Source organism: Ensifer adhaerens, assembly GCF_000697965.2.
GTDB classification, from domain to species: domain Bacteria; phylum Pseudomonadota; class Alphaproteobacteria; order Rhizobiales; family Rhizobiaceae; genus Ensifer; species Ensifer adhaerens.
This window is the reverse complement of sequence record NZ_CP015880.1, coordinates 3,933,792-3,954,574: the sequence shown is the minus strand read 5'-3', so window position 1 is coordinate 3,954,574 and position 20,783 is coordinate 3,933,792. Positions and strand designations below refer to the sequence as shown.

General features: G+C 63.8%; 23 protein-coding genes. 9 read left to right on the top strand and 14 right to left on the bottom strand.

From position 1 onward, the window contains the following. Positions 1–31 precede the first annotated feature (31 nt). Positions 32–922: a LysR family transcriptional regulator gene (locus FA04_RS19165; RefSeq protein ID WP_034804636.1), complete on the bottom strand. Its 891-nt coding sequence runs from the start codon at positions 920–922 to the stop codon at positions 32–34. A gap of 249 nt (positions 923–1,171) precedes the next feature. Between FA04_RS19165 and FA04_RS19160 the strand changes: the two genes are divergently transcribed. The 3 genes from FA04_RS19160 (at position 1,172) to FA04_RS19150 (ending at position 3,023) form a co-directional block, all read left to right on the top strand. Beyond that, on the top strand, positions 1,172–2,167 hold the full coding sequence (locus FA04_RS19160) for an aldo/keto reductase (RefSeq protein ID WP_034804639.1): 996 nt from the start codon (positions 1,172–1,174) through the stop codon (positions 2,165–2,167). A gap of 98 nt (positions 2,168–2,265) precedes the next feature. Beyond that, positions 2,266–2,628: a nuclear transport factor 2 family protein gene (locus FA04_RS19155; protein WP_034804642.1), complete on the top strand. Its 363-nt coding sequence runs from the start codon at positions 2,266–2,268 to the stop codon at positions 2,626–2,628. Next, entirely contained in the window at positions 2,625–3,023 is a 399-nt protein-coding gene (locus FA04_RS19150) for a VOC family protein (protein WP_051659680.1), read from the top strand. Before FA04_RS19155 ends, FA04_RS19150 begins: the two co-directional genes overlap by 4 nt. A 63-nt stretch (positions 3,024–3,086) precedes the next feature. Here FA04_RS19150 and pheT read toward each other — a convergent pair whose 3' ends face one another. The 9 genes from pheT to FA04_RS35245 form a co-directional block, all read right to left on the bottom strand. Beyond that, entirely contained in the window at positions 3,087–5,513 is a 2,427-nt protein-coding gene (gene pheT, locus FA04_RS19145) for a phenylalanine--tRNA ligase subunit beta (protein WP_034804645.1), read from the bottom strand. 33 nt (positions 5,514–5,546) lie between these two features. Further along, positions 5,547–6,629: a phenylalanine--tRNA ligase subunit alpha gene (pheS, locus tag FA04_RS19140; RefSeq protein ID WP_034804648.1), complete on the bottom strand. Its 1,083-nt coding sequence runs from the start codon at positions 6,627–6,629 to the stop codon at positions 5,547–5,549. A gap of 52 nt (positions 6,630–6,681) precedes the next feature. Further along, positions 6,682–7,455, bottom strand: coding sequence for a BUD32 family EKC/KEOPS complex subunit (locus tag FA04_RS19135; protein ID WP_051659681.1), 774 nt, complete (start codon positions 7,453–7,455; stop codon positions 6,682–6,684). 145 nt (positions 7,456–7,600) lie between these two features. Beyond that, the gene (gene rplT / locus FA04_RS19130; RefSeq protein ID WP_029742440.1) at positions 7,601–8,005 is read right to left on the bottom strand and encodes a 50S ribosomal protein L20; all 405 of its coding nucleotides are present in this window, start codon (positions 8,003–8,005) and stop codon (positions 7,601–7,603) included. A 39-nt stretch (positions 8,006–8,044) separates the two neighbouring features. Beyond that, positions 8,045–8,248, bottom strand: a complete 204-nt coding sequence (gene rpmI / locus FA04_RS19125) for a 50S ribosomal protein L35 (protein WP_025425550.1) — start codon at positions 8,246–8,248, stop codon at positions 8,045–8,047. Positions 8,249–8,469: 221 nt separating this feature from the next. Then, positions 8,470–9,837 carry a sensor histidine kinase gene (locus FA04_RS19120; protein ID WP_051659682.1) on the bottom strand — a complete coding sequence of 456 codons (1,368 nt, stop codon included), beginning with the start codon at positions 9,835–9,837 and terminating at the stop codon, positions 8,470–8,472. Next, on the bottom strand, positions 9,834–10,499 hold the full coding sequence (locus tag FA04_RS19115) for a response regulator transcription factor (protein WP_034804661.1): 666 nt from the start codon (positions 10,497–10,499) through the stop codon (positions 9,834–9,836). The genes FA04_RS19120 and FA04_RS19115 overlap by 4 nt, the downstream gene beginning before the upstream one ends. Before the next feature lie 9 nt (positions 10,500–10,508). Beyond that, on the bottom strand, positions 10,509–10,976 hold the full coding sequence (locus tag FA04_RS19110) for a PepSY domain-containing protein (protein ID WP_051659683.1): 468 nt from the start codon (positions 10,974–10,976) through the stop codon (positions 10,509–10,511). Positions 10,977–11,256: 280 nt separating this feature from the next. Continuing rightward, a complete protein-coding gene (locus tag FA04_RS35245) occupies positions 11,257–11,445 on the bottom strand; it encodes a hypothetical protein (RefSeq protein ID WP_029742436.1) in 189 nt (62 codons plus the stop codon). A 15-nt stretch (positions 11,446–11,460) separates the two neighbouring features. Between FA04_RS35245 and FA04_RS35240 the strand changes: the two genes are divergently transcribed. Continuing rightward, positions 11,461–11,775 carry a hypothetical protein gene (locus FA04_RS35240; RefSeq protein WP_034804662.1) on the top strand — a complete coding sequence of 105 codons (315 nt, stop codon included), beginning with the start codon at positions 11,461–11,463 and terminating at the stop codon, positions 11,773–11,775. 174 nt (positions 11,776–11,949) lie between these two features. Here FA04_RS35240 and infC read toward each other — a convergent pair whose 3' ends face one another. Next, a complete protein-coding gene (gene infC / locus FA04_RS19095) occupies positions 11,950–12,486 on the bottom strand; it encodes a translation initiation factor IF-3 (protein WP_034804663.1) in 537 nt (178 codons plus the stop codon). Positions 12,487–12,706: 220 nt separating this feature from the next. Between infC and FA04_RS19090 the strand changes: the two genes are divergently transcribed. Beyond that, on the top strand, positions 12,707–13,510 hold the full coding sequence (locus FA04_RS19090) for an alpha/beta hydrolase (RefSeq protein WP_034804664.1): 804 nt from the start codon (positions 12,707–12,709) through the stop codon (positions 13,508–13,510). 289 nt (positions 13,511–13,799) lie between these two features. After that, positions 13,800–14,420, top strand: coding sequence for a transglutaminase-like cysteine peptidase (locus FA04_RS19085; RefSeq protein WP_029742432.1), 621 nt, complete (start codon positions 13,800–13,802; stop codon positions 14,418–14,420). A 72-nt stretch (positions 14,421–14,492) separates the two neighbouring features. Here FA04_RS19085 and mbfA read toward each other — a convergent pair whose 3' ends face one another. Then, positions 14,493–15,476, bottom strand: coding sequence for an iron exporter MbfA (gene mbfA / locus FA04_RS19080; protein ID WP_029742431.1), 984 nt, complete (start codon positions 15,474–15,476; stop codon positions 14,493–14,495). 165 nt (positions 15,477–15,641) lie between these two features. On the opposite strand from mbfA, the gene FA04_RS19075 reads away from it, so the two are divergent. After that, positions 15,642–16,472: a C40 family peptidase gene (locus tag FA04_RS19075; protein WP_034804665.1), complete on the top strand. Its 831-nt coding sequence runs from the start codon at positions 15,642–15,644 to the stop codon at positions 16,470–16,472. Here FA04_RS19075 and FA04_RS19070 read toward each other — a convergent pair. Both FA04_RS19070 and efp read right to left on the bottom strand, forming a co-directional pair. Next, on the bottom strand, positions 16,462–17,703 hold the full coding sequence (locus FA04_RS19070; protein ID WP_029742429.1) for an SAM-dependent methyltransferase: 1,242 nt from the start codon (positions 17,701–17,703) through the stop codon (positions 16,462–16,464). The genes FA04_RS19075 and FA04_RS19070 overlap by 11 nt on opposite strands. 160 nt (positions 17,704–17,863) lie before the next feature. After that, positions 17,864–18,433: an elongation factor P gene (efp, locus tag FA04_RS19065; RefSeq protein ID WP_029742428.1), complete on the bottom strand. Its 570-nt coding sequence runs from the start codon at positions 18,431–18,433 to the stop codon at positions 17,864–17,866. 160 nt (positions 18,434–18,593) lie between these two features. Here efp and epmA point away from each other — a divergent pair, with 160 nt between their 5' ends. Further along, positions 18,594–19,646, top strand: a complete 1,053-nt coding sequence (epmA, locus tag FA04_RS19060; RefSeq protein ID WP_034804667.1) for an EF-P lysine aminoacylase EpmA — start codon at positions 18,594–18,596, stop codon at positions 19,644–19,646. Then, complete coding sequence (locus FA04_RS19055; protein ID WP_034804669.1) at positions 19,643–20,695, top strand: lysine-2,3-aminomutase-like protein; 1,053 nt, start codon at positions 19,643–19,645, stop codon at positions 20,693–20,695. The genes epmA and FA04_RS19055 overlap by 4 nt, the downstream gene beginning before the upstream one ends. Positions 20,696–20,783 lie beyond the last annotated feature (88 nt).

Here is a 20,783-nt window from a genome sequence, read left to right as displayed (position 1 = left end):
CCCGTCCCGCCACCCGATTTTGCGCCGGCTGCTATCCGCTGTGCCGGAAGAAGTCGATGAAAGCGCGCAGTGCCGGCCGCATCTGCCGGCGGCTCGGATAGTAGAGATAGGGGCCGGCATAGGGCGCGCACCAGTCCTCCATGACGCGCACCAGCTTCCCTTCGGCAATCGCGGTCTCGACCCGTGAGAGGAAGAGATAGGCGAGACCGGCGCCGCCCATTGTCGCCTTGATGATCGGCCGGTCCTCGCCAAGGATCAGCGGTCCCTCGACCGATACCGTCAATTCCTCGCCATGCTTCTCGAATTCCCAGCGATAGAGCGTGCCGTTGGAGAAGCGCCGGCGGATGCAGCGATGCTGCGCGAGGTCGCGCGGGTGCTGCGGCCGGCCATAGCGTTGGAAATATTCGGGAGACGCGACGACGGCGCTTTCCAGCTCCGGGCCGACCTTCACCGCGATCATGTCGGCCTCCAGGCTCTCGCCGAGCCGGATGCCGGCGTCGAAACCTTCTTCGACGATATCGGTGAAGCCGTCCTCGTTGGCGATTTCGAGCACGATCTCGGGATACCGATCCAGGAAGGCGCCCAGGCGCGGCGCCAGGATCAGATCGGCAGCGAACCGCGGTGCGGTGATGCGCAGATTGCCGGCCGGGCGCTCGCGGGCGTCGGCGGCTGCCTCCAGTGCATGGGCGATCTCGTCGAGCGCCGGCGCCAACCGTTCGAGCAGCCGGCGCCCCTCCTCCGTCGGGGCGACGCTGCGGGTGGTGCGGGCAAGCAGACGAATGCCGAGGCTCGCCTCGAGGCTGCCGACGGCGTGGCTGACGGCCGAAGGTGCGACGCCCAGTTCGCGCGCGGCACCACGAAAGCTGCCGTGGGCGGCGACGGCGGCCAATACCGCGAGTTGGGAGAGCTGTGTTCTGTTCATTGATCGAAATAATAGAACAGCCCGTGAGAATTGACAGTGATTTTCAGCCGCCCCATCGAGCCCTATTCTTCACATGTCGCCAGCGTCAGGACGAAGCGAGGAGCTCGTCTGGCGATGAGGCAGAGGAACCCGTCGCGCCGCCACAAAAGGGCGTGGGCGGCGGTGCCACCCACCATTTCATGCCTCGGACGATAGACGTGCGCTCCCAACGCGCTAGCTCCGACGCATGGCAGCCATAAAGGACACGACATGAAGACCCGCAAACTCGGAAGTGAGCTTACCGTCTCCACCATCGGCCTTGGATGCATGGGCATGAGTTTCGCCTATGGCGCTGCGGACGAAGCGGAATCGATCCGCACGCTGCAGCGCGCCGTCGATCTCGGCGTCACCTTCTTCGACACGGCCGAAGTCTATGGTCCCTTCGAGAACGAAAAGCTCGTCGGCAAGGCGCTCGGCCCGGTGCGTGACAAGGTGGTCATCGCCACCAAGTTCGGCTTCCGCATCGAGACCGGCGTGCCGAGCGTCCAGGCGATCAGGGGCGTCGACGGCCGGCCGGAGCATGCGAAGGCGGTAGCGGAAGCCTCGCTCAAGCGGCTCGGCACAGATGTCATCGATCTCTACTACCAGCACCGCGTCGACCCTGACGTACCGATCGAGGACACCGTCGGCGCCATGGCCGAGCTGGTGCGCGAGGGCAAGGTGCGCGCGCTCGGTCTCTCGGAAGCGAGTGCCGCCACCATCCGCCGCGCCCACAAGGTTCATCCGATCGCCGCGGTGCAGAGCGAGTATTCGCTGTGGACGCGCGATCCGGAAGAAGACGTGCTTGCCACTTGCCGCGAACTCGGCATCGGTTTCGTGCCATACAGCCCGCTTGGACGCGGCATGCTGACCGGCGCGATCCGCAAAGCCGAGGATCTGGAAGCCGACGATTTTCGCCGCTCGCTGCCGCGGTTCCAGGCGGAGAACTTCGACGCCAACGTCCGACTGGTCGAGACGCTGCAGGCGCTGGCCGAGGAGAAGGGCGTGACCGCCGCCCAGCTGGCGCTCGCCTGGGTCATCAACCAAGGCGATTTCATCGTGCCGATCCCGGGTGCCCGCAAGCTCGACCATCTGGAGCAGAACGCCGCCGCTGCGGAAATCCGGCTCACGGTCGAAGAAACCACCCGGCTGTCCGACGCACTCTCGCCGACCCTGGTCGCAGGAAAACGCTACACCGACGCCTCGCTGGCACTCACCAATCGTTGAGCCAAAATTTCTCTCCGCTCCCGCAGCGGAGAGAATGCCCATCGAAATTCCCGCTGAACGCACTACCTCTGAGCAACAAGCAACTGGGGAGGAGCGGGATGTCCGACGAGCAGGCGATCAGTGCAGTGGTGCACCTCTATGTGGACGGCATGGCATTTGCCAACGAAGGGGCGCTGCGCAAGGCGTTCCATCCCGATGCGGCGATCATCGGCAACTACCAGGGCGCGCTCGAATGGATGACGCGTGACGGCTTCATCAAGGCGATCCTCGATACCGGTGCGGCACCACCCGGAACACAGCCGGAAATGGACGTGCAGATGATCGACATCACCGGCGACGCCGCCACGGTGAAGGTCATCGACAGCTTCGCCGGAGAGCGCTTCTCCGATTACCTGTCGCTGGTGAAGATCGACGGCCGTTGGCTGATCGTCAACAAGATCTATCACCTGCACGCGCAGTGACGGACGGCGGACCCGAGTCCACATCGACCGGCCGGCTGCTTGCCATCGACCATGTGCAGCTTGCGATACCGGAAGGCGGCGAAGACTTGGCGCGCGGCTTCTATGGCGGGTTGCTCGGGCTGACGGAGGTCGCCAAGCCCGCCAATCTGCTTGGCCGTGGCGGCTGCTGGTTCGAGCGGGGCAGCATCCGCCTGCACCTCGGCATCGACCAGGATTTCGTGCCGGCGCGCAAGGCCCATCCGGCCTTTTTGGTCGACGATCTCGAGCGGATGATCCTCAGGCTCGAAGCCGGCGGCGTGACGATCGCCGAGGACGAGCCGCTTGCCGGCTACCGCAGATGTTATGTCAACGACCCGTTCGGCAACCGCATCGAGTTGATGCAGCGCGCGCAATAGGCCGCAACGAAAAGGGCCGCTGCGGTGGCAGCGGCCCTTTCGGTATCCGTTTTGTCGATCGGATCAGGCGCGCAGTACGCCGCCGGTCGTCTTCGTCACATTGGCGACGATCTTGGCGGTGAGCGCCTCGAAATCCTCGTCGGTGAGCGTACGCTCGACCGGCTGGATGGTCACCTCGATGGCGATCGACTTCTTGCCTTCGCCGAGCGACGAACCCTCGAAGACGTCGAAGACGCTGACGCCGGTCACCAGCTTGCGGTCGGCACCCGAAGCGGCGCGCAGGATTGCGCCGGCTTCCACCGCCTTGTCGACAACGAAGGCGAAGTCGCGCTTGACCGCCTGGAACGGCGAGAGATCGAGCGCCGGCTTGGTGCGGGTCGCCTTCTTCTTCGGCTCCGGCATGGCATCGACATAGATCTCGAAGCCGCAGAGTGCGCCGGAGACGTCGAGCGCTTCCAGCGTCTTCGGATGGAACTCGCCGAAGGTGCCGAGAATGATCTTCGGGCCGAGCTTGATCGTGCCGGAGCGGCCCGGATGATACCAAGCGGGACCGCCCGGCTCGAACTGGACGTTGCCCATCGGCACGCCGCAGGCTTCGAGCACGGCAATCGCGTCGGCCTTGGCGTCGAACACGTCGACCGGCTTGCCGCCGCCCTTGGCGGCGTTCGACCAGAGACGACCTGCACCGTTCAAGGAAGCCGTGCCGCGACGAATGCCGCCGGCTACGCGGCGCTGCGCGTCCGCCGTATCGCCTTCATAGGTGCCGGAGACTTCGAAGATCGCGACGTCGCCGAAACCCTTGTCGGCATTGCGCTGGGCAGCCGTCAAAAGGCCCGGCAGCAGCGACGGGCGCATGTCCGACATGTCGGAGGCAATCGGGTTCGCAAGCTTCAGTGCCGGTGCGCCGCCGCCAAAGAGCTTTGCCTGCTCTTCGGAGATGAACGACCAGGTAACGGCTTCGAGCATGCCGCGGCTGGCAAGCGCGCGCTTGGCAAGGCGCGTGCGGATCTGCAGCGTCGTCAGGATCTTGCCGTTGACGGTACCATGGCTCGGCAGCGGGGCAGCAACGATGTTGTCGACGCCGTGGATGCGCATGACCTCTTCGACGAGATCGGCCTTGCCGTCGACATCGGGACGCCAGGAAGGAACCGACACCTTGAAGCGGTCGCCAGAACCTTCCACGCCGAAGCCGAGCTTTTTCAGGATCGAGACGCTTTCCTCGGAGGAAACCTCAAGGCCCGTCAGGCGCTTCACTTCGGAAACCGGGAAGTCGACGATCTTCGGCTCATGGCCGGCATAACCGACCACTTCCGCCTTGGCGGCGGTGCCACCGCAAAGCTCGAGCACCAGTTCGGTGGTGCGCTCGAGACCGGGCACCATATATTCCGGGTCGACGCCACGCTCGAAGCGGTAGCGCGCATCGGTGATGATGCCGAGCGTGCGGCCGGTCTTGGCGATGTTCATCGGGTCCCAGAGAGCCGATTCGATCAGGACGTCGGTGGTGTTCTCGTCGCAGCCGGAATGTTCGCCGCCCATGACGCCGCCGATCGACTCGATCGCCTTTTCGTCGGCGATGACCACGTTGTTGGGACCGAGCTTATATTCGCGCTGGTCAAGCGCCAGCACCGTCTCGCCGTCCTTGGCGCGGCGGACCGTCAGGTTGCCCTCGACCTTGGCGGCGTCGAAGACGTGCATCGGCCGGCCCTGGTCGAAGGTCATGTAGTTGGTGATGTCGACCAGCGCATTGATCGGGCGGAGGCCAATTGCCAGCAGGCGCTGCTGCATCCACTTCGGCGACGGGCCGTTCTTGACGCCGCGCACCAGGCGCAGCGAGAAGCCCGGGCAGAGATGCCTGTCTTCGCCGAGATCGAGCGTCAGCTTGGTAGGCGTGTCGCCTTCCACCTTGAAGGCCGGCGCCTTGCGCGCCTTCAAGGTGCCGAGGCCGGAAGCGGCGAGGTCACGGGCAATGCCGTAGACGCTGGTGCAATCCGGCCGGTTCGGCGTCAGGTTGATCTCAATCATCGGATCGTCGAGGCCGGCATAGGCCGCATAGCTGGTGCCAACGGGTGCGTCGGCCGGAAGGTCGATGATGCCGTTGTGGTCCTCGGAGATCTGCAGTTCCTTTTCCGAGCACATCATGCCGCGGCTTTCGACGCCACGGATGGTGCCGACGGCGAGCGTCACGTCGATGCCGGGAACATAGGTACCGGGGGCTGCAAAGGCGCCGATAAGGCCGGCGCGCGCATTCGGTGCGCCGCAGACGACCTGGATCGGAGCGCCGGCGCCGGTGTCGACCATCAGTACCCGCAGCTTGTCGGCGTTCGGATGCTGCTCGGCCGAAACGACCTTGGCGATGACGAAGGGCTTGAAGGCGGCCTTGTCGTCGACGTCTTCCACTTCGAGCCCGATCATCGTCAGGCGCGCGCAGATGTCTTCCAGCGAAGCGTCGGTTTCAAGGTGGTCCTTGAGCCAGGAAAGCGTGAATTTCATGATTTCACCTGTGTCCTAAATATCTACGCGCGATCAGGCCGAGAGACCGCCGAACAGCGTCGGCATGTCCAGCGGGCGGAAGCCGTAATGGGTCATCCAGCGAACGTCGGCGTTGAAGAAGTCGCGCAGGTCCGGCATGCCGTATTTCAGCATGGCGATGCGATCGAGGCCCATGCCCCAGGCGAAGCCCTGGTACTCGTCCGGATCGAGCCCGCCCGAGCGCAGCACGTTCGGGTGCACCATGCCGCAGCCGAGGATCTCCATCCAGTCGGTGCCTTCGCCGAACTTCACGATCGGGCCGGAGCGGTCGCACTGGATGTCGACCTCGAAGGACGGCTCGGTGAAGGGGAAGAAGGACGGGCGGAAGCGCATCGTCACCTGGTCCACCTCGAAGAAGGCCTTGCAGAATTCTTCCAGCACCCAGCGCATATTGGCGACGTTGGCCGCCTTGTCGATGACCAGGCCTTCGACCTGATGGAACATCGGCGAGTGGGTCGCGTCCGAATCCTGGCGGTAGGTCTTGCCGGGGATGATGATGCGGATCGGCGGCTTCTGCGCTTCCATCGTGCGGATCTGCACCGGCGAGGTGTGCGTGCGCAGCACCTTGCGATCGCCGTTCTCATCCGGGTTGAAGAAGAACGTATCGTGCATCTCGCGGGCCGGATGACCTTCGGGGAAGTTCAGCGCCGTGAAGTTGTAGTAATCGGTCTCGATGTCCGGACCTTCGGCGATCGAGAAGCTCATGTCGCCGAAGATCGCGGTGATCTCGTCGACGATCTGGCTGATCGGGTGGATGCGGCCGCGCTCGGCCGGCGAGGAGCGGACCGGCAGGCTGATATCGACAGTCTCGCGCGCCAGGCGCTCGGCGATCGCCTGGTCCTTCAGCGCCGACTTGCGGGCGGCGATCGCTTCGGCGACCGTGTTCTTCAGCGCGTTGATCTGCGCGCCGCGGGTCTGGCGCTCTTCCGGCGTCATGGTGCCGAGCGTCTTCAGGAGCTCGGAGATCGAGCCCTTCTTGCCGAGCGCGTTGACGCGCACCGCCTCGATCGATCCTTCGTCGCCGGCGGCGTCGATGTCCGCCAGGAGTGTCCGTTCCAGTGTTTCCAGTTCGCTCATTCTGTCCTGCCTCGATGCGGGAATGGGTTCGGTTCTATATCGGTTCTTGTCTTCAGGAATGTGATCGCGTTGCACCCGCCAGATAGTCCGTCGCAGCGATGAAACGGATGATATCGTTGCCCTTGCGGAAGCGCAGGACGAAGCGCGCCAGCGGCAGGAAGCGGATGAAGAGCGGCATGATTTCGGTGAGCGCCCGGCTGGCTTCCGCCGGCGCTGCGCGCCTCCAGGCGGCAAAGGCCGCGGCCGGGGTTTCCGGCTGCACGGCCCGGCTCGCCACCTGCAGGAACAGGAGCCAGAGGTCGCGCGCCTGGGCGGTCGCCAGCGGCATGACGCTCGCAGGCACCTCCTCGAAATCAAGGAAGCCGAATTCGCCGTTGTCGATGATGAAATCGCGCGGATGCGGACGTCCGTGGCAGAGACCTGCGCGGTGCAGGCGCCCGAGTTCCGCAGCGCAGCGCACCAGCAGCTGATCGTGCGCGGCGGCGTCGCTGTTGCGCAGCGGCCCCATATGCTTGCTGACCGGCAGACCAAGATGGGAGAGAACCAGCACCTTCGGCCCACGGTAGACGACCTCGGGCGTCATGAAACCGGCCGCGGAGAAGGTCGCGATCTGGCGAACTTCGCGCTCGATCATGCCCTCGATGTCGAGAAGCGGGGACGGCAACAGCACCGGAAGGCCACAAATCCGCGCGACAAAGGCTTGCGTGCGCAGCCAAAGACGAGGGCCCTGACGACGATAGCGCTTGATCCAGACCATACGATCCTTGAGCTCGCAGCGCTCAACGCGCTCCCGGCCGGCTGCAAGCGCTGCCAGCAGAGACGTCATATCGTCGTCATCAAGCTCCGGGACCGCGCATGGTCCCCTTCGATCGTGGTACACTTTCGTCCCGTAAAACAAGAAAAACCCGCGCCAGCCCTGCCAGCGCGGGTTTCCCAACTAATTTCAAAAACGATTTTGGGAAAACGCTGGCTTAACGAACAGCGCTTTCAAACTCGTTTGCCGTGCCGGCTTCCTTGAGATAGGCGAGCGCCTTCTTGGAAGCTTCGACGAGGGCGCCGAATGCTGCCGGCTCATGGATAGCCATGTCGGACAGAACCTTGCGGTCAACTTCGATGCCAGCCTTGTTCAGGCCGTCGATGAAGCGGCCGTAGGTCAGGCCGAATTCGCGGACGGCAGCGTTGATACGCTGGATCCAGAGAGCGCGGAAGTTGCGCTTGTTGACCTTGCGGTCGCGGTAAGCGAACTGCTTCGAACGGTCAACCGCTGCCTTGGCGGCGCGGATGGTGTTCTTGCGACGGCCATAGAAGCCCTTGGCTGCCTTGAGCGTCTTCTTGTGCTTGGCGTGAGCGGTTACGCCGCGTTTTACACGTGCCATGTCATGATCTCCTTAACGTGTCCAATATGCCTGAAAGTCTTAGAGACCGTTGGGCAGGTAGTTCTTGATGACCTTCTTGCCATCAGGCTCCGCGAGAACCATGGTTCCACGTGCGTCGCGGATGAACTTGTTGGAACGCTTGATCATGCCGTGGCGCTTGCCAGCAGCTGCTGCACGAACCTTGCCGGTCGCGGTGATCTTGAACCGCTTCTTGGCAGACGATTTCGTCTTCATCTTGGGCATTTTGCTACTCCATTGTTCTTAAGAATCGAAACGGACAGACGAGGTCCATTTCCAGCGTTAAGAACGGCCACGGCATGCCCTGCCGGACCGTTCGGACGGGGGCTTATAACCGCACATCCCGAAAAGCGCAACTGGGGAATCGAAAGAGCGGGCTGCAAGCGGCGATCCAGTGCCCTCGCCGCCTGCGCATGCCGCTTTTTTTTGCGACGACGCATTGCGCCTCAGGTCGGATCGCGCGGGCGCCGGCTGCCGCCGCCGACGTCGAAGATCAGTGCGACCTCGAGACCGCCCAGGGCCGACTGCCCGAGCGACATGGTCGCGCCATAGGCCTCCGCTATATCGGCGCTGATCGCAAGCCCCAGGCCATTGCCGGAGGCGTGGCCCGGCGCTGCATTGGCACTATGCCCCCCGCGGCGCATCGCCTGCTCGCGGTCGCCCTCGGCAACCCCCGGCCCATCGTCACCGACCGTGATCCGCACGCGCCCGTCGACCACCTCGGCCGATAGGCGGATCCGTGCCCGCGCCCATTTGGCGGCATTGTCGAGCAGATTGCCGAGACATTCGGCAAGGTCGGCCGGGTCGACGTCGAGTGAAATCGACGGATCGATGTCGACCTCCCAGACGACGTCGCGCTCCGCGGTCACGGGACGCAGGACGCTGACCAGCTTGTTGCCGAGATCGGCGAGCAAGGTCGTTGCCATGCGCTCGACGCCCATGCGGGCCGCCTGAAGCTGGCGGTCGGCTCGCTGGCGTACGAGGTCGACCTGTTCGAGCGCGATGTCGCGCTGGTGTTTCGGCAGGCCTTCGGCGAGTTGCGCCAGCACCGTCAGCGGCGTCTTCAGCCCGTGGGCGAGGTCGCTGGCGCGCGCCCGGGCTTGCGCCAGCGCGGTCGCGCGCTCCGCAAGCAGTAGATTGATTTCGCTGACGAGCGGCTGCACCTCGCGCGGCCCGGCCAGGCCAAAATCCTTCTCCTCGCCCGACCGGACGCGGGCGGCTCGTTCCCGCAGCCGCACCAGTGGCAGAAGGCCGAGGGCACCCTGCAGGAATGCGGCGCCGGCAAGCACGACGGCCGTCGCCAGCAGCATCAGCCGGATACGGCCGTGAAAGGCGGAAAGAGCGTCATCGAGTTCGCTGCGCGCAAAGCCGGCAGTAACCGCGAACTGCCTGGCATCCGCGCCTTCGCCAAGCGTCAGGGCCTGGCGGTAGACAAGGATCGGCGCGCCGTCCGGCCCCTCCGCTTCGAGGAAGCCCAGGTGGTGCGGCGCCGACGGTCGATCGGCATCGATCACCGTGTCCCACAGGGAGCGCGAACGCAAAGGAGTGCCGCCGTCGCGGTTGAGTTGCCAGTAGCGGCCGCCGGCCGGCAGGCTCAGGCGCGGATCGGCCGGCGCGCGCGGCAGCACCAATTCACCGTTGCGCACCCGCACCTGGGCGGCAACCGTATCGACGAGCGTTGCCATTTCGGCGCGGTAGCGCCCGGCAACGTAGTCGGTAAAAAGCCGGCTCAAGGAGAGCCAGACCACCAGCAGAACCAGGCAGATGGCGACCGATGCGCCGATTGCCAGCCTCAGCCGCAACGAGCGGATCATGCGCCACCGTCCGGCAGGACATAGCCAAATCCACGCCGCGTTTCGATCGCACCGCTCTCCGTCTTCTTGCGCAGACGGGCAATCATCGCTTCCACTGCGTTCTTGGCGGCATCATCGTCGCGGCCCTGAACGTGGCTTGCCAGCTCGAGCGGCGTGACAACCTGCCCCTTGCGCTCCACGAACAGTGCAAGCATGCGGTATTCGAGCGGGCTGAGGTCGAGCGGCAGCCCGTCGAAGGTCACCCGGCGCCCCGCCTCGTCGAGGGTGAAGCGTCCGGCAGCACGCACCGACGCAACACGCGGACCGGCGCGCCGCAGAAGGGCGCGCAGCCGCGCCAGAAGCTCCTCGGCCCGAAAGGGTTTCGGCAGATAGTCGTCCGCCCCGGCATCGAAACCGTCGACGCGCTCCATCCAAGAGCCGCGCGCCGTCAGAACCAGAACCGGCGTCTCCAGCCCCGCCTGCCGCCAACGCTTCAGGATCGACAGCCCGTCCATGCCCGGCAGGCCGAGATCGAGGATGACCAGGGCGTAGTTACCGCTCTCCCCTTGCTCCCAGACATCCGGGCCATGGGTGAGCGTATCGACGCCGTAGCCTTCCGCCTCCAGCCGGCTTGCCACATGGGCCGCGATGTTGGGATCGTCCTCCGCCAGAAGAATCCGCATGTCGTTCCTCTAGAACCCGAAAATGTTCACGAACTTGCCGGTTCGAGCATTGATGCGCAGGTTGCGGATCGTGCCCTGCTCGTCGCGGGTGCGGAGCCGGTAAATCTCGCTGCCACCCGATCGCTTGAGATCGACCGCAATGACCTGGCCGTATCTGTCTTCGTCGACCAGCCGGAGAACCTCCTTCAGCGGCAGGATGTCGCCCTTTTCGACGCCGTCGCGCGCCCGCTCCTGATCGCTTCGACGGATACCGCCGGCATCATCCGGCCCTAGGTCTTCGTCGTCATCATCATCATCATCGTCTTCGTCATCATCGTCGTCATCGTCGTTGCCGTGCCCGCCACCGCCATGCGAGCCACCGTCATCATCGTCGTCGTCATCCTTGGCGAGAGCCGCCATGCCGCCGGGCTGCGGCGCGAGCGAAAGCAGGAGCGAGCAGCAGAAGAGCGCGATCAGGTCTCGTCGTGTCATCGCCATGGCTTCATCCTGTCGCAACTGCTCCTCAGCGTCGGGTCCTTCCAAATGCGCTTGCGCAAGCATCCGCCAGGTGCTTCGTCTGCGGCGACGCCGCGGGCATCGTTCGGGGCGAGCCTATGCCAGCCTTGACGAGAACGCCAGCGACGCGCATGCCCCCGGCGCCGTTTCGGGCACAGGGGGCATGCGCTTGCCGGGTCGGGCCGCCGGGCGGGCTGGTGACGGCCGACCATCGCTCCGGCGCATGGTGTGGGGCGAATGCGCCGGGCAAATTGTGACCTGATCAGAATGCCGGCCGGATGGAGACGCTGCCGACCGGTCCCGGATTGCGGCGGATATCGCTGTCGTGCGGCTCGACCGTCACGACGCGAACGCCATGTTCGTATTCCACCTCGACCTCGAGCACCCGGCCGAGATTGTCGACGGCAACCAGCGAACCATTGCGCAGGCCCCGGAGATTTTCGTCGGTCACCCGCAGTTCAATCTCATGATCATCTCGGGCATCGTCGAAGTCGTCGTCGATGTCGTCGAAGCGGTCATCATCATCGTCGTCGCGATGACCGGGGCCACGATCATCGTCATCGTCTCGATCGTTGTGACGACCGTCGTCCCGATCGTCGTCGCGGTCGTCATTGCCGCCACCACGACCGCCGTTATCGTCACCGTCATCGTCATCGTCGGCGAGCGCCATGGTCGAGAAGGGATGCGACGCTCCGGTGGCAACGAGGGAAGCGCCAATCGGCGCCGAAACGAGGCCGCAGACGGCGACCGTAGAAACGAGCAAGGCCTTGCGCAGTACTGAAGTCATGATCTCGGCTCCTTCTCCCGATGCGATGCGGAGAGAATGGCACGGGACGCCTGACAGCTCGCTGAGGGCGATTGTCAGCATTCTGTCAGCAAAGCCCGAAGGATCCCGCAAACGAAAAAAGCCGCCCGGAGGCGGCTTTCGTAATCTCGACGGATGGGCGGCACGCGCTTAGCGCGGCGCGAGAACCATCATCATCTGGCGGCCTTCGAGCTTCGGCTCGGCTTCCACCTTGGCAATCGCCTGGGTGTCGTCCTTGACCTGCAGCAGAAGCTTCATGCCGAGTTCCTGGTGGGCCATTTCGCGACCGCGGAACTTCAGCGTGACCTTGACCTTGTCGCCGTCCTCGAAGAACCGGTTCATCGCCCGCATCTTCACGTCATAATCGTGCGTGTCGATGTTGGGACGCATCTTGATTTCTTTGATTTCGACGATCTTCTGTTTCTTGCGCGCTTCGGCCGCCTTCTTCTGGTTGGCGAACTTCAGCTTGCCAAGATCGAGGATCTTGCACACCGGCGGTTCGGAGTTCGGCGCGATTTCCACCAGATCAAGACCGGCTTCCTCCGCCATACGGAGCGCCTGGTCGATCGGGACGGCGCCGATGTTCTGGCCTTCGGCGTCGATAAGCTGAACCCGGGGCACCCGGATTTCCTTGTTTGAGCGCGGCCCCTCCTTGACGGGGGCGTCCGCTTTGAACGGTCTGCGAATGGTCGTACTCTCCTCGAGCTATTTCGAAAAATGTTGTTTAATTCGTTCGCCGGCGCGATCCCAAACGAAGCGCCTGAATCTGTCACCGACGGCAATGTGTGAATTGCGACGGGAGAGTCAATAGCACGGCTTGCAAGGAAAATCACCACCTGTCGATAGCAAGACGAATCTGTTTTAGAAAGAAAATCGCCAGCGAAACGGGCCCTTGGAGAGAATTTGCATGCAGAATACGCCAGCAGAGACGGAAATCAGCTTCATCGAGGTCGGCGCAGCGGAGGCCGCGCGCAAGATCGCGATGCGCGTGCGGCACGCCGACAAGCCGACGGATGGACAGCCGACGCTGGTCTGGCTCGGCGGCTACCGCTCGGACATGACCGGCACCAAGGCGGTCGAAGTCGAGCGCTATGCCATGGAACGGGGGGCTAGCTGCGTGCGCTTCGATTATTCCGGCCATGGCTCCTCCGGCGGCGCCTTCACCGACGGCACGATCTCGCGCTGGCTGGAAGAAAGCCTCGCCGTCATCGATCAGGCGGCACCGGGGCGCGTGGTGCTGATCGGTTCGTCGATGGGCGGCTGGATTGCCTTGCGGGTCATCCAGGAGCTCAGGCGCCGGGGCGACGGAAACCGGCTCGCCGGTCTCGTCCTGATCGCGCCGGCACCCGACTTTACCGCCGAACTGATCGAGCCCAACCTGACGGAGGCCGAGCGGGCCTCGCTTTTAGAACGCGGCTATTTCGAGGAGCCTTCCGAATACAGCCCCGAGCCGAACATCTTTACCCGCGCGCTCATCGAGGACGGCCGGGCCAACCGGGTGCTCGACGGCACGATCTCCACCGGCTGCCCGGTGCACATCCTGCAGGGCATGCGCGACCCCGATGTCCCCTACTCCCACGCCCTGCGGCTGATGGAGCACCTACCCGCCGACGACGTCGTCATGACGCTCATTCGCGACGGCGACCATCGCCTCTCGCGTGAAGAAGACATTGCTAAAATGAAACAGGCGATCGGCACGATGCTCGCCTGAGCCCATGCCGGAATAGCCCTCCCTTTTCGACCGAATCCCAAGGACAAAACCCGTCCCGTGCCGCAGATCCCCTGCGGCGCAACCGTTCGCGTGCGCCCGGTTCCGGTTTTAACCATAAAGTCCGATGCCCCGATTCCGGAGATTGACTCCGCAGCCCCGACGTTATTAACTCTTTATTAACGATTAGAGCAGCGCCGGGGACGAACCTAAACAAGCTGCCTTCAACTCAGGATTGCGCGAATGCGTCCGGACAAAGAGCGTCCGGCATACCGCGCCGCAGGGGACTTGTATGGCGTCTTGGACTGGGGTTAAGGGAAGTATCGCGGCGTTCTGCGCACTTTTCATTTCAGCAAACACGGCAATCCCCGCGCAGGCGGGATCGCCTCCCTGGATGCAGACCGGCTCCGCGACCTCGCAGCCGATCGGCCACTACGAATTCTGCCAGAAGTACAAGAGCGAGTGCAACGTACGCTCCAAGGGAACCGTCGCTGCGCGCGTGACCGAACGAGGCTGGGCAACGATCCGGCAGGTGAACGCGGCGGTCAACCGCGAGATCACGCCGATGACCGACCTGGAACTGCACGGCCGGGACGAAGTCTGGTCCTATCCGGACGGCGCCGGCGACTGCGAAGACTTCGTGCTCGAAAAGCGCAAGCGCCTGATGAGCAGGGGCTTCTCGGCAAGCGACCTGTTGATCACCGTGGTGCGCAAGCCTGACGGCGAAGGCCATGCGGTTCTGACCGTTCGCACCTCGCAGGGCGACTTCATCCTCGATAACCTCGAAAACGGCGTCAAGCTCTGGACCAACACGCCCTACCGCTACCTGAAGCGCCAGGCGTCGAACCACAGCGGCCGCTGGGTCACCATCCAGAACGGCGCGGAAGTCCTCGTCGGCTCGGTCGGCAACTGACCTCAAGGCGACAGAAGAGTTTCAAAAAAGGGCCGGTCGAACCGGCCCTTTTTCGTATCTCCCGCTCGCCCGTCAGGCGTTGCCGATCAGGATGCCGGCCGCGAGCACCAGACCGCCGCCGAGCACCACCTGGAATGCGGCCCTGAGGAACGGCGTTTCCATGTAGCGGTTCTGGATGAAGGCGATCGCCCAAAGCTCGACGAAGACGATTACCGCTGCAGTCGCGGTCGCCGTCCAGAAATGCGGGATCAGATAGGGCAGCGCATGGCCGAGACCGCCGAGCGCGGTCATGATGCCGGAGGCAAGGCCGCGCTTGATCGGTGAGCCGCGACCGGAAAGCTTGCCGTCATCATGGGCGGCTTCGGTGAAGCCCATGGAGATGCCAGCGCCGACGGAGGCCGAGAGACCGACAAGGAAGGTCTGCCAGGTATCCTGGGTGGCGAAGGCAGCGGCGAAGATCGGGGCCAGCGTCGAGACCGAGCCGTCCATCAGGCCGGCGAGACCGGGCTGAACGTAAGTGAGGATGAACTGGCGGCGCGCGGTCTGGTCCTCCTCGGCGCGCACGTCCTCAGGCGTATGCTCTTCGCCAAGCCGACGGGCGAGCGATTCATGCGACTTTTCGGCGATCGCGAGATCGCCGAGCAGTTTGCGGGTGGCGGCATCCTGGGTTCTGGTGGCGGCCTCGACATAGAAGCGGTGCGCCGCCTCCTCCATCGCTTCGGCCTCCTCGCGCGCCTTTTCGATCGGCATTTCGGCAATCAGCCAGTCAGGCTTGCGCTCGGGGAAGTCGCGCACATGTTCGCGCCGGATCAGCGGAATGCGGTTGCCGAAGCGCTGGACGTGCAGATCGATCAACCATTGCCTGTGGTGGCTTTCCTCCTCCGCCATCTCCTCGAACACTTTTGCCGAGTGGGGATACTGTGCCCGAAGCGCATCGGCATAGGCGAGATAGATGCGCCCGTCGTCCTCCTCGGAGGAGATGGCGAGCGCCAGGATTTCCTGTTCGCTGAGAGACAAAAACGGGCGTTTGGAACGGGAGAAGAGACGGGAAAACATTGGGAGGAAACCTTCTTTAGAATAATTCTAAAATAGAAATGCAGGATCGCACCGTCAAGCCCAAAGCTATGCAATCATGTAACAATCACTCGACAGAGTGTCGCGGCTCGGCCACCATGCCCGCCAGTTTCGAATCCCCATCCCCTCCCCGGAGCGATCGCCTCGATGAGGACCATCTATCCACTTTCCGAAAGCAAGGACACGCTGCTCGATCGTCTCGGCGCCAGGCTCGCCGCACGCCTGCAGGCGCAGACGTCGGGCTACGAGCCCTACACGCCATCCGATCAGGAAACGCTGGCGCGCACGCTGCGCCCGGGCGACATTCTCCTGATCGAAGGCAACCAGAAGGTTTCGGCAGCGATCAAGTATCTGACGCAATCGACCTGGTCGCATGCCGCCTTCTTTGCCGGTGACCAGATGCCGCTGACGCTCGATCAGGCGACACTACCCGTCATCGAGCGGCCGCAACTGATCGAGGTAAACATCGGCGAGGGCTGCGTTGCCGTGCCGTTGAAGAAATACGCCTCGTTCAACACCCGCATCTGCCGGCCTATCGCGCTGACGCCGGATGATCGCACAGCACTCGTCGGCTTCATGATCTCGAGGCTCGGGATGAAATACGACCTGAAGAACATTTTGGACATGCTGCGCTATTTCATGCCGACGCCGCCGGTTCCGGTGCGCTGGCGGCGGCGCCTGCTTGCCTTCGGTTCCGGCGACCCGACGCGCGCGATCTGCTCGACGCTGATTGCGGCCGCCTTCGAGCAGATCCGCTATCCGATCCTGCCCGAGGTTACCCGCGCGCCCGGACGGGCGTCCGCGACCTCGACCTATTCACGCGAGGAGATCCTGCATATCCGCCATCATTCGCTCTACACGCCCAGGGATTTCGACCTCTCGCCGTTCTTCGCGATCGTCAAGCCGACGCTGGAGTTCGGCTTCGACTACAAGCGATTACTCTGGCAAGGTGACGGAGAACACCCGTTCAAAGGTTGAGAGCGAGCGCCTGTTCGCGGGCCATGTAATCGCGCTGGCGGTCGGTGATGTAATCGCGAACGATCGGCGCCGCATCACGCGAGCGCGACAGCTGCATGTGGAAGACAAGCTGGCTGCCGGTGCGGAACATCATCTCGGCACTGATCAGATAGAACTCCCACATGCGGGCAAAGCGCTCGTCGTATAGCGCGATCACCTTGTCGCGGTTCGCGTCGAAGCGCGCGCCCCAATGGGCAAGCGTCGTCGCGTAGTGCACCCGCAGGAATTCGAGATCGCTGACCCAGAGGCTGTTGCGCTCGACGACCTCGAAGACCTCCGACAGTGCCGGCGAATAGGCGCCCGGGAAGATGTACTTGCGAAGCCACGAGCTCGCCATGCCGGGCGGGCTCATGTGGCCGATCGAATGCAGCACCGCCAGGCCGTCGTCCGGCATCAGCGCGTTCAGCTTCTTGAAGAACTCGTCATAGTGATGGACGCCGACATGTTCGAACATCCCGACCGAGACGATGCGGTCGAACGGCCCCTGCACATCGCGATAGTCCTTGAGCTCGAAACGCACCCGGTCCGACAGGCCCGCCTTGCGCGCCCGTTCGGTGGCAAGCGCCTGCTGCTCCTTGGAAAGCGTGACGCCGAGCACCTGAACATCCGCCAGCTGCGCCAAGTACATCGCGAGATCGCCCCAGCCGCAGCCAATATCCAGCACCTTCATGCCGGGCTCCAGGCAAAGCTTGGAGGCAAGCAACCTCAGCTTGTTGCGCTGCGCCGTCTCGAGCGTCTCGTTGGGCTCGCGGAAGTAGGCGCAGGAGTAGAGCATGTTCTCGTCGAGGAACAGCTTGTAGAACTCGTTGCCGAGATCGTAGTGATGCGCGACGTTCTGCTGGGCCTTGCCCTTGGGGTTGGCCTGCTGACGCTTGCGGAAACGCATTTTTACCGCGCGCAGCAACTTCTGGATCGGGTAGGAGCCGAGCGACAGGCGGTTGATCGAAAACAGCGTCAGGAAATCGCGGAGGGTGGAGCCCTCCTCGAAGCGCATGGTGCCGTCCATATAGGCTTCGCCGGCGGCCAGTTCGGCATTGAAGACGAGGCTGCGATAAAGCTTCTTGTCGGTGAGACGCATCGTCACTTCCGGTCCTGGCGTCCCGGAATAAACGTGCCTCTTGCCATCGGCATCGATCACCGTCAGGCGACCCTTGCGAATGAACGACTTCATCATATGCGACAATGGGAACATGCAGGCCCTCTCGTGACACGTCGTATCGGCGCCGCATCCTAGCACCCGTTTTTCGAAATGCGCCCCTTAAATTTCTGGTTGCTCATGCGGTCTGCCCGAAACGAAAACGGGGACGGCAACCTTCGCTGCCGTCCCCGTCCAAACTGACCTGGTCGATGCCTCAGTCCTTGGCGCGCTCGACGTAGGAGCCGTCTTCCGTCGCGATGATGACGCGGGTGCCGGCCTGGATATGCGGCGGAACCAGCGTGCGGACGCCGTTCGACAGAATGGCCGGCTTGTAGGACGACGAAGCCGTCTGGCCCTTGACGACCGGCTCGGTCTCGGTGATTTCGAGCGTCACGTGGCGCGGCAGGTCGATGGCGATCGCCAGGCCTTCGTGGATCGAAAGAATGACGGCCATGCCTTCCTGCAGGTAGGCCTTGAGATCGCCGATGTCCTCGGTGGTCATGACCAGCTGGTCATAGCTTTCCGGGTTCATGAAGTGGAAGCCTTCGGCATCTTCATAGAGGAAGGTGTGCTCGCGGTCTTCGACGAAGGCGCGCTCGACCTGTTCGGTCGTGCGGTAGCGTTCGGAGACCTTCACGCCGTCGGAAATGCGGCGCATGTCGACCTGGGTGACCGGCGTGCCCTTGCCCGGGTGGAAGTTCTGGGCGGTAAGCACGACATAGAGCTTGCCGTCGACGTCGAGAACGTTGCCCTTACGGACAGATGAAGCGATGACCTTGACCATTAGTCTTCCTTGTAACAGAGGTATGCGCGACACCGCGGGCCGGAAACACGGGCCCTGAAGGACGCGGAAAGAAGGATTTCGCGCCGCCACTACCCTAATTTCGCGCAAATAGCCAGCCTGAGCCGGTATCTGCACGAAGAAAGCCTGGACTGAACCGATCATGTCGCATGCCTCACCCTGGTGGACACCCGATGTCCATGCCGACCGGCGCCCGTTTCTTCTCGGCCGCAACCGGATCCAATCGGTATTGCGCCGGTTCTTCGAGACACGCGACTTCATCGAGGTCGACACCGCGACCCTGCAGGTCTCGCCCGGCAACGAGGCGCACCTGCATGCCTTCGCGACCGAGGCGCTCAACCACGACGGAACCGACCATCCGCTCTATCTGCACACCTCGCCGGAATTTGCCTGCAAGAAGCTGCTGGCCGGCGGCGAAGAGCGCATCGCCTGCTTTGCCCATGTCTACCGCAATCGCGAGCGCGGGCCGCTTCATCACCCCGAGTTCACCATGCTCGAATGGTACCGCGCCGGCGAAAGCTACGAGGCGTTGATGCGCGACTGCGCCGAGATCCTGGCGCTTGCGGCGGAAACCACCGGCACCAAGCAGTTTATTTTCCAGGGGCAGGCCTGCGATCCCTTCGCCGCTCCGGAGCGCCTCAGCGTGGCGGACGCCTTCGAGCGCTTTGCCGGCATCGACCTGCTGGCCTCGATCGCCGCCAATGGCGAGACCGACCGCGACCATCTGGCTGCCACGATGGCGGCAGCCGGCCTTCGGGTCGCCCATGACGACACCTGGGCCGATCTTTTCAGCCGGGTGCTTGTCGAAAAGGTCGAGCCGCACCTCGGCTTCGGCCGCGCAACGATCCTCGACGAATATCCAACCGCCGAGGCGGCACTGGCGCGTCCTGCCGCACGCGACCCTCGCGTTGCCGAACGTTTCGAGCTCTATGCCTGCGGCGTTGAGCTTGCCAATGCCTTCGGCGAGCTGACGGATGCGCCGGAACAACGGCGTCGATTCGAAATGGAGATGGCGGAGAAGGCCCGCGTTTACGGCGAGACCTATCCGCTCGACGAGGATTTTCTTGCAGCGCTCGCGATCATGCCCGAGGCAAGCGGCATCGCGCTCGGCTTCGACCGGCTGGTGATGCTCGCAACCGGAGCCTCACGCATCGACCAGGTGCTCTGGGCGCCAGTGGCGGAGACACGAGCGTGAACGCGCACCGCCCGATCAAGACCGCACGCGAACTGGTCGAAACAGGCCTCATCGACAGCGCCAAGGAGGCGGCGGTTGCCGCCGTTGCCGAGCGTTATGCCGTTGCGATCAGCCCCGTCATCGCCGGTCTCATCGATCCCAACGACCCCAATGACCCGATTGCACGGCAGTTCGTGCCGGATGCCGCCGAGTTGACCCTGCTACCCGAAGAGCGCGAGGACCCGATCGGCGACAAGCCGCACAGTCCCGTGACCGGCATCGTCCACCGTTATCCCGACCGGGTGCTCCTGAAGGCCGTGCATGTCTGCCCGGTCTATTGCCGCTTCTGCTTCCGCCGCGAAATGGTCGGGCCCCAAGGGCTCGGCACGCTGACGCCAGCCGAACTCGATGCCGCGATCGCCTATATCGCAAGCCACGAGGAAATCTGGGAGGTGATCCTCACCGGCGGCGATCCGCTGGTACTGTCCCCGCGGCGGCTCGCCGAACTCATGGAACGGCTGAAGCCGATCCCGCATGTAAAGGTCGTCCGCTTCCACACCCGCGTGCCCGTGGTCGAGCCGGCACGCATCGACGCCGACCTGATCGCTGCACTCAAAGCCAGCGGCAAGGCGACCTATGTGGCGCTGCATGCCAACCACCCGCGCGAGCTGACGGACGAGGCGCGTGCCGCCTCTGCCCGCCTGATCGATGCCGGCATCGTCATGATCAGCCAATCGGTGCTCTTGAGGGGCGTCAACGACGATGCCGAGGTGCTTGCCAGCCTGATGCGCGCCTTCGTCGAAACGCGGATCAAGCCCTACTACCTGCACCACCCGGATCTCGCCCCCGGCACCAGCCATTTTCGCCTGACGATCGAGGAAGGCCAGGCGCTGGTTGCCGCCCTGCGCGGCCGCGTCTCCGGCCTCTGCCAGCCGACCTATATCCTCGACATTCCCGGCGGGCACGGCAAGGCGGTGATCAGCGCTGCCTCGATCGCGGACGAGGGCGGCGGCTGCTACACCGTCACGGATTTTCGCGGCGGCGAGCACAGCTATCCACCGAAAGCCTGATGCACGGCGAGAAATCGCGACTCTCCAAATTATTGAAACTTCTTCAAAATAATCAGCTCATGCATTTTTCTTCGCATCCTGCGAGAAA